This window comes from Actinomyces procaprae, from assembly GCF_004798665.1.
Lineage (GTDB): Bacteria > Actinomycetota > Actinomycetes > Actinomycetales > Actinomycetaceae > Actinomyces > Actinomyces procaprae.
Map to the genome: position 1 here is coordinate 989,475 of NZ_CP039292.1, position 13,414 is coordinate 1,002,888.

The window sequence follows — 13,414 nt, forward strand, 5'->3', positions numbered from 1 at the left end:
CCACCGCCTGAACCCACAGGAAGCGAGCCTCTCGTGTTGCTCGAGCTCCGCGGAATTACCAAGGTCTTCGGCCCCCTCGTGGCCAACGACCACATCGACGTCACCGTCGAACCCGGCCAGATCCACGCCCTCCTCGGTGAGAACGGCGCCGGCAAGTCAACGCTGATGAATGTCTTGTACGGCCTGTACGACCCTGACGACGGCGAGATCCTCATCGACGGCCAGCCGGTCACCTTCAAGGGCCCCGGGGATGCCGTCGCCGCCGGCATCGGCATGGTCCACCAGCACTTCATGCTCGTGCCCGTGTTCACCGTGGCCGAGTCCGTGGCCCTGGGCTACGAGCCGGTCGGCAAGGCCGGCGTCATCGATGCCAAGGCCGCCGCCGCGAAGGTGCGGGAGATCTCAGAGCGATTCGGCTTCGACGTCGATCCGGACGCATACATCGACGACCTGCCCGTCGGCGTGCAACAGCGCGTCGAGATCATCAAGGCGCTGTCCCGCGACGCCAAGGTCCTCATCCTCGACGAGCCCACCGCCGTGCTCACCCCGCAGGAGACCGACGAGCTGATCGCCATCATGCGTGACCTCAAGGCCGCCGGCACCTCCATCGTGTTCATCACCCACAAGCTGCGCGAGGTGCGCGAGGTCGCGGACACGATCACCGTCATCCGCCGCGGCAAGGTCGTCGGCACCGCCGCGCCCACCGCCTCCGAGTCCGAGCTGGCCGGCCTGATGGTGGGCCACTCCGTGTCCCTCACAGTGGCCAAGGATGAGCCGAGGCCCGGTGATGTGGGCCTGGCGCTAACGAACATCAGTCTGATCGATGGCGGCAGCACCCTCCTCGACGACGTCAGCCTGCAGGTCCGCTCCGGCGAGATCGTCGGTGTGGCCGGAGTGCAGGGCAACGGGCAGACTGAGCTTGCCGAGGTGCTGCTGGGACTGCGCACCCCAGCCGCCGGTAGCGTGCATTTCGGCGAGCAGGACGTCACCGGCCTGGGAGTGCACCGGCGGCTCAGTGCCGGACTCGGCTTCGTCCCCGAGGACCGCTCCACCGACGGGATGGTGGCCGCGTTCTCCGTGGCCGAGAACATGATCCTCGACCGCTTCGACGATCCGGCCTTCGGCTCGGGCCCCTCCCTGAGCCCCGCCAAGGTACGCACTCATGCGCAGAAGCTGCGTGACGAGTTCGACGTGCGCGTCACCGACGTCGCCGACCCCATCTCCACGCTGTCAGGCGGTAACCAGCAGAAGGCGATCCTTGCCCGCGAGCTGTCACGCCCCCTGAGGGTCCTGGTTGCCTCGCAGCCCACTCGCGGACTCGACGTCGGCTCCATCGAATTCGTCCACAAGCGCATCGTCGCCGAGCGCGACAATGACACCGCCGTGCTGATCATCTCCTCCGAGCTGGATGAGATCTACTCCCTGTCAGACCGCATCGCCGTCATGTACCGCGGCCGGATCGTCGGCATGGTGCCGCCGGATACGCCCCGCGACGTGCTGGGCCTCATGATGGCCGGCGTCCCCCTCGACCAGGCCCGCGCCCAGGAGGAGAACCGATGAGCGAAGCCACCCCCAACGGCACCGCCGCAGCGGCGGAGAAGCAGGCGGGCAGCACTCCCGCCACCAGCACGGACAGCCAGCTGGAACGGCCCGGGCTGCTGCGGCAGATCGCCGAGTCCAATGCCCTGATGGGCGTACTCGCCGTCGTCTCCGCCATGATTGTCGGCTCGCTGCTGATCCTCATCGCCGACGACAACGTGCGCAACACCGCCGGCTACCTCTTCGCCCGCCCCACCGACTTCTTCGGTGCGGTCGGCTCATGTCTGGTTGACGCCTACGCGGCCCTGTTCCGCGGCGGCATCTTCGACTGGCAGGCATCCTCGCCCGCGCGCATGTGGCGTCCCATCACCGAGACCCTGACCGTGGCCACCCCGCTGATCCTGGCGGGCCTGGGTATGGCGGTGGCCTTCCGGGCGGGCCTGTTCAACGTGGGTGGTCAGGGGCAGATCATCCTCGGCGCGACCGTCGGGGCCTACGTCGGCTTCGCCTGGAGCCTGCCCAGCGGGCTGCACATGTTGGTGGCCGTCCTCGGTGCGATCATCGGCGGCGCCCTGTGGGGCGCCATCCCCGGCGTGCTGCGTGCCACCACCGGCGCCAGCGAGGTCATCACCACGATCATGCTGAACTCGGTGGCCGCCTTCCTGCTGGCCCACCTGCTGACCACGGCGGCCTTCATCGGGGTCGGCAACGCCAACCCCAAGTCGCTGCCGGTGTTGGGCAGCGCCCAGTACCCCAAGCTGATCGGCGGTCCCTTCCGCCTGCACCTGGGCTTCATCGTCGCCCTCGTGGCGGCGGCGTTCGTGTGGTGGCTGCTCGAGCGCAGCGAGATCGGCTTCCAGTTCCGCGCCACCGGGCTGAACCCCCAGGCGGCGCTGACCGCCGGCATCAGCGTGCCCCGGGTAACCGCTCTGGTGATGGTCGTCTCCGGTGCCCTGTGCGGGCTGGCGGCCACCGCCCCCGTGCTGGGTACCCAGCACTACCTGACCGCATCGGTGGCCGGCAGCATTGGCTTCGATGCCATGACCGTGGCGCTGCTGGGCCGTTCCACGCCGCAGGGCACGGTCCTAGCGGGTCTGCTCTTCGGGGCGCTCACCGCGGGCGGCACCACCATGCAGGCCGCCACCGGCACCCCCATCGACATCGTCCTGGTCCTGCAGTCCATGATCGTCCTATTCATTGCGGCCCCACCGCTGGTGCGCGCCATCTACCACCTGCCCGCGCCCGGCTCCTGGCGGCGGCGCCGCGACGGCGTCGCCAAGGCAACGGCCGTCGCCGTCAACGCAGCCGCAGGCAACAAGGAGGCCTGACCCATGACTTCCTCCCAGACAGTCGCACCGAGCAGCGACGCTGCCCCGCAGGACATGCCCGTGGTCGTCCGCGAGCCGATCGCGCTCAAGCTCCCGATTACCGGCATGGTCGTCGCCCTGCTGGAAATACTCATGGGGGTGGTCAGCCACGGCGACACCCGCTTCCAGCTGGCGACGAAGGCCGACTTCCTGAAGATCCCCGTGATCACCCTCGGCGCTCGCCCGGTGATCGCCGTCATGGTGCTGGTTGCCGTGGCCGTGACCGCGTACCTGTGGACTCGTGCGGTCACGCGCATGAAGATCGGCACCTGGGCGGGCCTACTGCTCGGCGCCACCTTCATCATCGCCTTCCTCACCTGGGCCGGTGCCGGACGCTCCACCGTCATCCCGCTGGTGACAATCCTGTCCTCCACGCTCGCGCTGTCCGTGCCGCTCGTCTTCGGGGGGCTGGCCGGCGTGGTGGGGGAGCGCTCGGGAACCATCAACATCGCCATCGAGGGGCAGCTGCTCGGCGGCGCCTTCCTCGGTGCGGTGGTCGCCTCGATCACCGGCTCCGCCTGGGCCGGCATGATCGCCGCGCCCTTCGCCGGCATCCTGGTGGCGCTGTTGCTGGCGCTGTTCGGTCTGAAGTACCGGGTCAACCAGATCGTCGTCGGCGTGGTGCTGAACGTGTTCGTCTCCGGCCTGACCAGCTTCCTGTTCTCCACCGTCCTCAGCGACAACCCGACGCGGCTGAACGCCTCCATGCGCCTGCCCACCATTCCCATCCCGGTGCTCTCGCAGATTCCGGTCATCGGCCCGGTGCTGTTCCGGCAGACGATCCTGGTGTACCTGATGTACGCGGCCGTCGCGGTGCTGTCCTTCATGCTGTTCCGCTCCCGCTGGGGTCTGCGCATGCGCGCCTGTGGTGAGCACCCGCGGGCCGCGGACACCGTCGGCATCAACGTCATGCGTACCCGCGTGAACAACCTGATGCTGGGCGGTGCGCTGGCGGGCCTGGGTGGCGCCTTCTTCACCATCGGCTCCGGACTGGCCTTCACCAAGGACATGTCATCCGGCAACGGCTACATCGCCCTGGCGGCCATGATCCTGGGCGCCTGGAACCCCATCGGCACCCTTTACGCCGCGCTCCTGTTCGGCTTCGCCTCTGCGGTGGGGCAGACGCTGTCCGTCATCGGCTCCCCGATTCCGGCGAACATCATCTTGATGATCCCCTACATCGTGACCGTCTTCGCCGTGGCCGGCTTCGTCGGTCGCGTGCGCGCCCCCGCCGCCGAGGGGGTCCCGTACCCGTGATCGGCACCGACAACTACGCGGCCGGGCCGGCCCGGGCCGTCTCCGGCGCCGCGCCCGCCGTCGACGCGCACATGTGGGCGCGGCTGCGGGAGCTGGCCACTGAGGCCATGCGGCGCGCCTACGCGCCCTACTCCCACTTCCGGGTGGGGGCGGCCGCCCTGGTCGACGACGGCCGCCTCGTGTCCGGCTGCAACGTGGAGAACGCCGGCTACGGCGTCGCGCTGTGCGCCGAGTGCGGGCTGGTGTCCGAACTCGTGCGCACCGGCGGCGGACGCCTGGTCGCCTTCGCGTGCGTCGACGGCGACGGGCAGCCCTGCTCCCCGTGCGGGCGTTGCCGGCAGGTGCTGTCCGAGCACGCCCACCCGGACATGCTGCTGGCCATGCCGTCGGGCGTCATGACCATCGACCAGGTGCTGCCTGACCGCTTCACACAAGCCGATATCGCCCGGGTCACCGGTGGACCCGCACCAGCTCCTGAAGGAGGCCGCCCGTGACCGCATCCGCTGAACTGCCCCCCAACCCTGCAGCGGCTTCTGGGGTGGAGCCCTTCGACGCCGTCGACGTGATCGCCGCCAAGCGGGACGGGAGCCGGCTGACCGACGCCCAGATCGACTGGGTGGTGGACGCCTACACCCGTGGGGCGGTCGCCGACGAGCAGATGAGCGCACTGGCGATGGCGATCTACCTCAACGGCATGGACCGGGGTGAGATCGCCCGCTGGACCGACGCCATGATCCGCTCCGGGGAGCGCATGGACTTCTCCTCCCTGGACCGGCCCACCGCGGACAAGCACTCAACCGGCGGGGTGGGTGACAAGATCACCCTGCCCCTGGCACCGCTCGTGGCCGTCTTCGGCGTCAGTGTCCCGCAACTGTCCGGCCGCGGCCTGGGCCACACCGGCGGCACCCTGGACAAGCTCGAGTCGATTCCCGGCTGGCGGGCCGCGCTGACCAACGCAGAGATCCTGGACATGCTGTCCGTCGACGGCCCCGGCGCCGTCATCTGTGCCGCCGGCAGTGGACTGGCCCCGGCCGACAAGAAGCTGTACGCACTGCGCGACACCACCGCCACCGTCTCCTGTGTGCCCCTGATCGCCTCCTCCATCATGAGCAAGAAGATCGCCGAGGGCACCGGCGCACTGGTGCTGGACGTCAAGGTCGGCTCCGGAGCCTTCATGAAGGAGGCGGCTCAGGCGCGCGAGCTCGCCCAGACGATGGTGGCGCTCGGCACCGACGCCGGCGTGACCACTCGCGCCCTGCTCACCGACATGTCGACCCCGCTGGGGTGCACTGCGGGCAATGCCCTGGAGGTGCGTGAGGCCGTAGAGGTGCTTGCGGGCGGTGGCCCCGCCGACGTCGTCGACCTGACCGTGGCGCTTGCCCGGGAGATGCTCGACGCCGCCGGGCGGCCGGTGGATGAGTCGGAGCTGCGCGCCGCGCTCGGGGACGGGCGCGCCATGGACGTGTGGCGCGAGATGATTCGCCGCCAGGACGGCGACCCCGATGCGTGCCTGCCGCGGGCGCCGGAGACGGAGGTGGTGACGGCCGGCGAGGACGGCGTCTTGACCCGCCTGGACGCGCTCGGTGTGGGCGTGGCCGCCTGGCGCCTGGGGGCCGGCCGCGCCCGCAAGGAAGACCCCGTGCAGGCAGTCGCAGGAGTGGAGATGCACGCCAAGCCGGGCGACAGCGTGCGCGCCGGGCAGCCGCTGCTCACCCTGCACACCGCCACCCCGGAGCGCTTCGGCCGCGCCCGCGCCGCCCTGGACGGCGCGATCACGATCTGCCCCGCCGACGCCCCGGAGTCGCGGGACGCCATCGCACGACGCCGCAGCGGCGTCGTGCTGGACCGGATCGTCTGAGCCCGTCGTGGCTGCTGCTCTCCCACCGACAGTCCCGGTTCCCGGGGTACGGGTGGCGAACGGCCGTCTGCGCGTCGGCGGCTTCACCCAGGCGGGCGACGCCGTCACGCTCACTCAGTGCGACGGCACCACCTGTGGGGCAACCGCGCTCCTGGCCGCTCGACTCCTGCTGACCGAGCCCGGCACCGCCGCGGCGCTGCCAGGGCAGGCCTCCTCCGCCCGTGCCGGCCGAATGCTTCAGGACTCACTCGCAGCGGCTCAGAGGGGCTTGCAGCGCGCCATGAACCGGCATGCACGCGGGCCACTCGGCCCGCTGCCCTGGACCCGGCGCCTGGGATCCACGCCCTGGGCCGTGTCCGCCGAGCTGACCCGCCTGCTCCGGCAGCTGGGGTGCGGCGTCGGCGCCTGTACCGTGAACTGGGTGGATGACCACGCAGGGGACTGGCCGGCCGTCGTCGGGGAGCTGCGAGCGCGGTTGGAGGACGGGGTACCAGCGGTCCTGCTCACCGGCGGCCCACTGGTGATACCGCGTAATGACGTCGGGCGCGCATGGCGTGCGCTGAGCCGCGTGGCAGCTGCCGCCCCCGCGATCCCGCGGCATTACGTGCTGGCCCTGCCCTGGCGGGGTGCCGGGTTGAAGGATCCCGGCCCCGGGCACGCCCACATCTATGACCCCTCCAGCGGCGCCGTGCGCGCCCTGGATCTGCTCGCCGCCCGTGTGAAGAGCGGGCCGGGACCCCGCGAGCTGGGCTACTGGCCCCGCGTGCTCGCCGTCATCGCTCCGCCGCTCACGGCGGGCAGCACCCGTTGAATAGACCTACAGCGAATTCAGATCAACTAGTGAGAGGAATGCCATGCCCGCTCGTGCGGAAGTAGCCGCCGTTATCGACCACACTCTGCTCAAGCCCGAGGCCACCGGGGAGCAGGTGGCCGCGCTGATCGCTCAGGGGGCTGAGCTGGGCACCTACTCGGTGTGCGTGTCCCCCAACCAGCTGCCGGTCCAGGCGCCCGCCGGGCTGCGCGTGGCCACGGTGTGCGGATTCCCCTCCGGGGCGCACGCCAGCTCTGTCAAGGCCGCCGAGGCCGCCGACTCCGTGGCCAAGGGCGCGGATGAGGTCGACATGGTCGTGAACCTCAAGCTCGTTAAGGAGCACGACTATGAGGGCGTCGAGGCGGACATTCGCGCCGTCAAGGAGGCCGTGGGGGACAGGCTGCTGAAGGTCATCATCGAGTCCGCGGCCCTGACCGACGACGAGATCGTCGCCGTCTGCCGGGCCGCCGAGGCCGCCGGAGCCGACTATGTGAAGACCTCCACCGGGTTTCACCCCGCCGGCGGCGCCTCGGTGCACGCCGTGGAGCTCATGCGTGCCACCGTGGGGGATCGCCTGGGCGTGAAGGCCTCCGGGGGTATCCGTGACGCCGCCACCGCGCTGGCCATGATCGAAGCCGGCGCCTCCCGGCTGGGCGTGTCCGCCACCGTCGCCATCCTCGAGGGTCTGCCCGCCTGACGCACGCTCCCCATCCCCATCGAGGGCGGTCGTTGTTACCGTCGAGGTCGGTCGAAGTAACCGATCTCGATGGTTACTTCGACCGACCTCGACGAAGAGGGGTGGCGGGTGGGGCGGCGCTCAGATGCCCGGGATCCCGCGCCTTTGGTTTTTGGCGTCTCCCGGGAGGCCGGGATCATCCCGTTCGGAGCGCAGCGCGACTTGAAGATTTCGGGTACCCGAAATTATGATCCGGCCTATGAGAACTGTTTTCACTTCGCGACGTCCCGCTGCTTTTGCGGTCGCCGCCGCGATGGTCGCAGCCCCTTTGGTCGCCTGCTCAGCGCAGAAGGCCACGAGCGCGAACGACGACGCTCTCAAGGTCGTCGCCTCCACCACTCAGATCTGTGACTATGTCACCCAGTTGGCCTCGGGCGGACAGGACCTGGCATTCACGCGCACAGGTGCTGATGGCGTCACCACAGAGCTCGGCGCGGAGGCGGCCGACGCCAAGGCGCATCTCGCCCTCACTTGCCTGCTGGCACCGAACGCATCCGCACACGATCACGAGATGACCGCCAGCCAGTCGCGCGCTCTGAGCGAGGCCGACCTGTTCTTGGTCAACGGCGTAGACCTCGAGCACTTCCTCGACGACGCGGTGACCGCCAGCGGGTTCAAGGGCACGATGGTGGTGACCTCCGGCGTACTCACCGCGCAAGAGGTGGACGGTGACGCAGATGCAGCAGCTGTCAGGCAGGAGCAGGAGGCTGAACTCCCCTACAAGATCGATCGGGGCGTGGAGGCTGTCGACGTGCTGCCCTGGCCCTTCGCGCCCGAAGACGGGGAGGAGGTCGAGTTCCGCTACGACCCGCACGTGTGGACCGCGCCCGCCAACGCCGTCGTCCAGGTGACGAATATAGGCAATGCCCTGACCTCCGCGGATCCGGACTCGGCGCAGACCCTGGGCGCACACGTGCGGGCCTACACCGACCGACTCCGCGAGCTCGACGAATGGGCGGCGAACTCGCTGGAGTCGGTGCCCCAGGACAAGCGTGTGCTGTTCACCAGCCATGACGCCTTCGGATACCTCTCCGGTGCCTATGGCATCCGTTTTGAAGGCGCGGCGCTGAGCGACTTCAATGCCCAACAGGACGCTACGGCCCAGAAGATCCAGGATACTGCCGACGCGGTGAAGGCCTCCGGCGCCGTCGCGATCTTCGCGGAGAACTCCAACAATCCCCGGTCCGTGGAGAAGGTCGCCCAGCTGGCCGGTGTCACCGCGGTGATCGGTGACGAAGCCCTGTACGGTGACTCCCTGGGAGAGCCCGGCTCGGACGGTGAGACCTACATCGGATCGCTGCTGCACAATGTCACCAACCTGACCACCGTGTGGGGAGGCGAGGTTGCTCCAATCCCCGAGCAGTTAAGTGCCTGGACCCCTACCCAAACAGTGCAGCCGTGAGTACCAGCGTCATCGGTAGAGGGCGAAGCTCCCAAGAATCGGCCGCGGGGGCGGCGATCGAGTTCGCGGACGCGGCCTTCGCATACGGAGGTGTTCCTGTAGTCACCGGAGTGACCGGCTCGGTTGAACTCGGTAGGGGACTGGCTCTGGTGGGCCCCAATGGCTCGGGCAAGACGACGCTGCTGCGCTCCCTGGTCGGCATGGTTGACATCGTCGCCGGCAGCGTAAGGGTGCTGGGCGCAGCACCCGGTCGTGCACGCCCCGGTGCGATCGCCTACGTCCCTCAGAGCAGCGATCTGGATCCGACATTTCCGGTAACCGCACTCTCGGTGGTGCTCATGGGAACCTATCCCGAGCTGGGGCTGCTGCGTCGCCCGGGGAGGGAACAACGCTCACGCTGCCGGCAGGCATTAGACGCCGTCGGCCTGGCCGCGGCGGCCGACCGGCGCTTCGGCACCCTATCTGGAGGACAGCAGCAGCGCGTACTGCTGGCGCGGGCCATTGCCTCGCGTCCTGAGATCGTGCTGCTGGATGAGCCCTTCAATGGCCTGGACCAGCCCAACCGTGATGCGCTGCTGCGGATCCTGGCCGATCTGAAGGCCGCCGGCGTCGCGGTCATCGTCTCCACGCATGATCTGGTGCTTGCACGTGAGGTCTGTGAACAGGTGGTGCTGCTGGCCGGCCGCCAGATCGCCTTCGGCCCCCGTGAAGAGGTGCTTGTACCCGGCTATATTGACGAGGCCTATGGTGCGGCGGCTGCAAACACGGTGCTCACATCCGGGGCGGCCGCGGGCGGGCGGGGGTGCGGCATCGCCGCTGCCCAGCGGGTCCCGTCGGGAGTCGAACAGTGAACGTCTTCTCCCAGGGATTGGAATCGCTGCGCTTGCTTCTGATCGGTGTTCCGGGCCTCAGTTCACTGGCGAGCGCACCATACCTGTTCAGGCCGCTGGTAATGCTGGTGGCGCTTGCAATTGTAGGTGCGGCCGTGGGGGTACTGGTGAACCTGCGTTCGGCCGAGTTCCACGCCGAGGCGCTAGTCCACGCCGTATTTCCCGGGATCGTGATCGGCGCGATAAGTGGGGGAATCGATGCGGTCATCCCGGCGGCGTGCGCCGCCGGGGCTGTGGCCGCGGGAATACTGACCCTGATCAGTCACCGCAGCAGGCGGGACGCGTCCGAGGCGGGCACCGCTGTAGTGCTCACCGGATTCTTCTCGGTGGGTCTGATCCTGTTGCTGCGCACCGGTGACAGATCTGGTCAACTGGAGGCGCTCACCTTCGGTAGGCTCTTGGAGGTCACGGATTTGCGCCTGGCGCAGGCGCTGGTGGTATGCGGAGTCGCCCTGCTGCTAGTGGGTGGCACTTGGAAGGAACAGGTGTACCGGGCCTTCGACGCGGTGGGCGCGCGCACGGGAGGACAACGTGTGTTGGCGCTCGATCTGGTGCTGAACATGGCGATTGCAGCCGTGGTCGTCTCAGCCGCTACGGCGGTGGGAACGCTGCTGGTTATCGGCTTTCTCACGATTCCCGGGACCACCGCCAGGCTACTGGCGAAAGACATGTCTGCAATGCTGGGGATTTCCGTCGGTATCGGTCTGGGAGGAGGCTATTTGGGAATGCTGTTGTCCGCCATGCCGCTGCCGCGTCCGGTGTCCCCTCAGGCCTGTGTGGTGATGGTGATGGCGGCTGCGCTACTGACGGCGGTGTTCATCAGTGTGTGGCGGAGGAGGCGGGGATGAACGTCTCCATGGAACTGCTGGCTCTGCCCCTGGCGGAGACCGTCCTGATGGGGGTCTTGTCCGGCTTGGTGGGAGCCCTGGCGGTGATCAGTCGGCGCGTGTTCTTCGCCGAGTCTATAACTCACGCCACGTTCCCTGGTGCGGTGACCGGAGTGGTAGCGGCGACAGCGGTCGGAACAGCATTGACGGGGGCGCGGGTCGGGTACGAGATGCTGTCTATCGCGGTACTGCTTGGGGCATTGCTCATGTGCGCGCCGATGACGTGGCTGATGCGGCGGCTCAGCGACCTTCCCGGCATCTCCTCACAGGCCGCAGCCGGCATTGTCTTGGCCGTGGGCTTTGCCTTGGGGTACCTGCTTAGCACCTGGTTCGCCCCGTTGCCGCTGAAGGTGGACGGCTTCCTGACCGGCTCGGTGCTCAACGTCAATCGCGCCGATGTTGCGCTGACGGTAGCGGTGCTGACCGTAACGGTGATCATAGTCGTCGTGGCTGGACGTCATCTGGAGCTGTACTGCTTCGATTCCGTCGCCTACCGGGCTGCAGGATTGAATCCGCGCCTTCCGGAGTGGACGGTGCTGGTCCTCATCTGTCTCAATATCTGCGTACTCATACCGGCAGTGGGCACAATCCTTCCGATTGCATTGATCGCTGCGCCAGCGGCAACGGTCCGTTCCCGAGCGCGATCAACATCGGGCCTATTGATCGGCTCAGCGGCCCTGGGCGCGATTTGCTGCCTGGCGGGACTGTGGCTGGCGGTAGGTTTTGAATGGTCGGTCGGGGGAACGATCGCCGTGGCCTGTGGCCTGGTATACGCGGCGTCGGAGCTCGGCTCCTACGTCAGATCCCCAGGACGCCGCGTAGGTCCGTCTTGATGGCCTCCAGCCGCTTGGCGGCGGCGCGGCGCGCCACCTCCACAGGCTCGTCGACCGGCACCGGCATGACCACCTCGCAGTAGCACTTGAGCTTCGGCTCGGTGCCCGAGGGGCGCACGACCACCCGGTCGTCGGCCGCGGTCTTGAAGATCAGGCCGTCCGTGGCGGGCAGGCGCTCCCCATTGCCGTCATCGGCGCCGTCCATCAGGTCGAAGACGTCCACCACCGGCGAGCCCGCCAGCGCCGCCGGCGCGCCGCCGGCGCGCAGCCGCTCCATGGCGTCGGTGATGAAGCTGATGTCCTCCACCCGCACACTCAGCGGGCTGGTGGCGTACAGGCCGTGCTCGCGGGCCAGTCGGTCCAGCAGATCGTCGAGGGTGCGCCCCTGCTGCTTGAGCGTGGAGGCCAGCACCGCCAGGCGCACGGAGGCGGATATGCCGTCCTTGTCCCGCACGGCGGCCGGATCCACGCAGTAGCCCAGCGCCTCCTCGTAGCCGAAGACCAGATTGGGCACGCGGCTGATCCACTTGAAGCCGGTGAGCGTATTGCGGTGCGCGAGCCCGTGGGCCTGGGCGATCCTGCGCAGCAGGCGGGAGGAGACGATCGAGTTCGCCAGTACGCCGGTGCCGGTGAAGGCGGCCAGCTCGGCGGCCTGCTCGCCCAGCAGCGCGCCGACCTCATCGCCGGTCAGCTGCCGCCAGCCGCCGCGGGCGTGCTCGTCCGGCACGGCGGCGGAGCAGCGGTCGGCGTCGGGGTCATTGGCGATGATCAGGTCCGCACCCGCCTCCCGGGCCCGTGCGATGGCCAGATCCAGGGCGCCGGGCTCCTCCGGATTGGGGAAGGTGACGGTGGGGAAGTCCGGATCCGGGTCGAACTGCTCGGGCACCACCACGACGTCGTTGAAGCCCGCCCGGGTCAGCGCCTCCCGGCAGATCTGGCCACCCACCCCGTGCATGGCGGTCAGCACGATCCGCAGCGGGGCGACGGCCCGGGTGCGGGCCGCCTTGACCGCCCGCTGCACGTACTCCTCAACCATGTCCGCCCCGAGCGTCTCCCAGCCGTCCTGGGGCATGGGCACGGAGGCGAGCGGGCCGACGGCGGCGATCTTCGCCGCGATGCCGGCGTCGTGCGGCGGGACGATCTGGGCTCCCTGCCCGGAACCGGTCACGGCGCGGCCGCCGAGGTAGACCTTGTAGCCATTGTCCTGCGGCGGGTTGTGTGAGGCTGTCACCATGACGCCGGCGTCGGCGCCCAGGCGGCGCAGGGCGAAGGCGAGAACCGGCGTCGGGCAGTGGGATTCGAAGAGGATGGCATGCCCGCCGGCGCCGGTGACGACGGCGGCGGTGTCGCGGGCGAAGCGGGCGGAGCCGTGGCGGGCGTCATAGCCGATGACCACGCGGAAGCCGTCTCCCAGCTTCTCATGCAGGTAGGCGGACAGGCCCGCGGCGGCGCGGATGACGACGACGCGATTCATGCGGTTGGGACCCCCGCCCAGGCGCCCGCGCAGCCCGGCAGTACCGAACTGGAGGGTGCCGGAGAAGGCGTCGGCGAGGGCGGCCGTGGCGGCGTCGTCGCCATCACGGTGCGCGGAGAGCAGATCGCTCAGTTCCCTACGGGTTTCGGGGTCCGGATCCTCGGTGATCCAGGCGGTCACGGCGGCGTCCAGATCCTGGGTGACCGCGTGCTGGTGCGGATATGTCATGGGGTGACCGTACCGTGCAGAAGTCCGCGGTCGACCTGGCCGTGACCGCTGTCATGGGTGGTGGTGAGCACATCCGGCACACAGGAACCGGACTCGCCCAGCACGCCGCCGCCACGTGCGCGTGCGGTAGGG

The 13,414-nt window shown here is 69.0% G+C and carries 12 protein-coding genes; 11 read left to right on the forward strand and 1 reads right to left on the reverse strand.

All coding sequences use genetic code 11. The annotated features are described in order from the left end of the window. The first annotated feature begins 33 nt into the window (after positions 1-33). The 11 genes from E4J16_RS03830 (at position 34) to E4J16_RS03880 (ending at position 11,580) form a co-directional block, all read left to right on the forward strand. A complete protein-coding gene (locus tag E4J16_RS03830) occupies positions 34-1,560 on the forward strand; it encodes an ABC transporter ATP-binding protein (RefSeq protein WP_136193769.1) in 1,527 nt (508 codons plus the stop codon). Continuing rightward, positions 1,557-2,867 (forward strand): ABC transporter permease, encoded by a 1,311-nt coding sequence (locus E4J16_RS03835; RefSeq protein WP_136313307.1) that lies wholly within the window; start codon positions 1,557-1,559, stop codon positions 2,865-2,867. Before E4J16_RS03830 ends, E4J16_RS03835 begins: the two co-directional genes overlap by 4 nt. Positions 2,868-2,870: 3 nt before the next feature. Further along, positions 2,871-4,163: an ABC transporter permease gene (locus E4J16_RS03840; RefSeq protein ID WP_136313308.1), complete on the forward strand. Its 1,293-nt coding sequence runs from the start codon at positions 2,871-2,873 to the stop codon at positions 4,161-4,163. Between the two features lie 71 nt (positions 4,164-4,234). After that, the gene (locus E4J16_RS03845; protein ID WP_136193842.1) at positions 4,235-4,657 is read left to right on the forward strand and encodes a cytidine deaminase; all 423 of its coding nucleotides are present in this window, start codon (positions 4,235-4,237) and stop codon (positions 4,655-4,657) included. A 44-nt stretch (positions 4,658-4,701) separates the two neighbouring features. Continuing rightward, on the forward strand, positions 4,702-6,021 hold the full coding sequence (locus E4J16_RS03850) for a thymidine phosphorylase (RefSeq protein WP_136314569.1): 1,320 nt from the start codon (positions 4,702-4,704) through the stop codon (positions 6,019-6,021). Between the two features lie 7 nt (positions 6,022-6,028). Next, the gene (locus tag E4J16_RS03855) at positions 6,029-6,832 is read left to right on the forward strand and encodes a hypothetical protein (RefSeq protein WP_240038256.1); all 804 of its coding nucleotides are present in this window, start codon (positions 6,029-6,031) and stop codon (positions 6,830-6,832) included. A gap of 43 nt (positions 6,833-6,875) precedes the next feature. Then, the gene (gene deoC, locus E4J16_RS03860) at positions 6,876-7,529 is read left to right on the forward strand and encodes a deoxyribose-phosphate aldolase (RefSeq protein ID WP_136313309.1); all 654 of its coding nucleotides are present in this window, start codon (positions 6,876-6,878) and stop codon (positions 7,527-7,529) included. Between the two features lie 238 nt (positions 7,530-7,767). After that, positions 7,768-8,970, forward strand: a complete 1,203-nt coding sequence (locus E4J16_RS03865; RefSeq protein WP_136313310.1) for a metal ABC transporter substrate-binding protein — start codon at positions 7,768-7,770, stop codon at positions 8,968-8,970. After that, complete coding sequence (locus E4J16_RS03870) at positions 8,967-9,821, forward strand: metal ABC transporter ATP-binding protein (protein ID WP_420809322.1); 855 nt, start codon at positions 8,967-8,969, stop codon at positions 9,819-9,821. The genes E4J16_RS03865 and E4J16_RS03870 overlap by 4 nt, the downstream gene beginning before the upstream one ends. Continuing rightward, complete coding sequence (locus tag E4J16_RS03875; protein ID WP_136193764.1) at positions 9,818-10,708, forward strand: metal ABC transporter permease; 891 nt, start codon at positions 9,818-9,820, stop codon at positions 10,706-10,708. Before E4J16_RS03870 ends, E4J16_RS03875 begins: the two co-directional genes overlap by 4 nt. Beyond that, positions 10,705-11,580, forward strand: coding sequence for a metal ABC transporter permease (locus E4J16_RS03880; protein ID WP_136193763.1), 876 nt, complete (start codon positions 10,705-10,707; stop codon positions 11,578-11,580). The genes E4J16_RS03875 and E4J16_RS03880 overlap by 4 nt, the downstream gene beginning before the upstream one ends. Here the strand turns inward: E4J16_RS03880 and E4J16_RS03885 are convergent. Then, positions 11,546-13,282: a phospho-sugar mutase gene (locus E4J16_RS03885; protein ID WP_136313311.1), complete on the reverse strand. Its 1,737-nt coding sequence runs from the start codon at positions 13,280-13,282 to the stop codon at positions 11,546-11,548. The genes E4J16_RS03880 and E4J16_RS03885 overlap by 35 nt on opposite strands. Positions 13,283-13,414 lie beyond the last annotated feature (132 nt).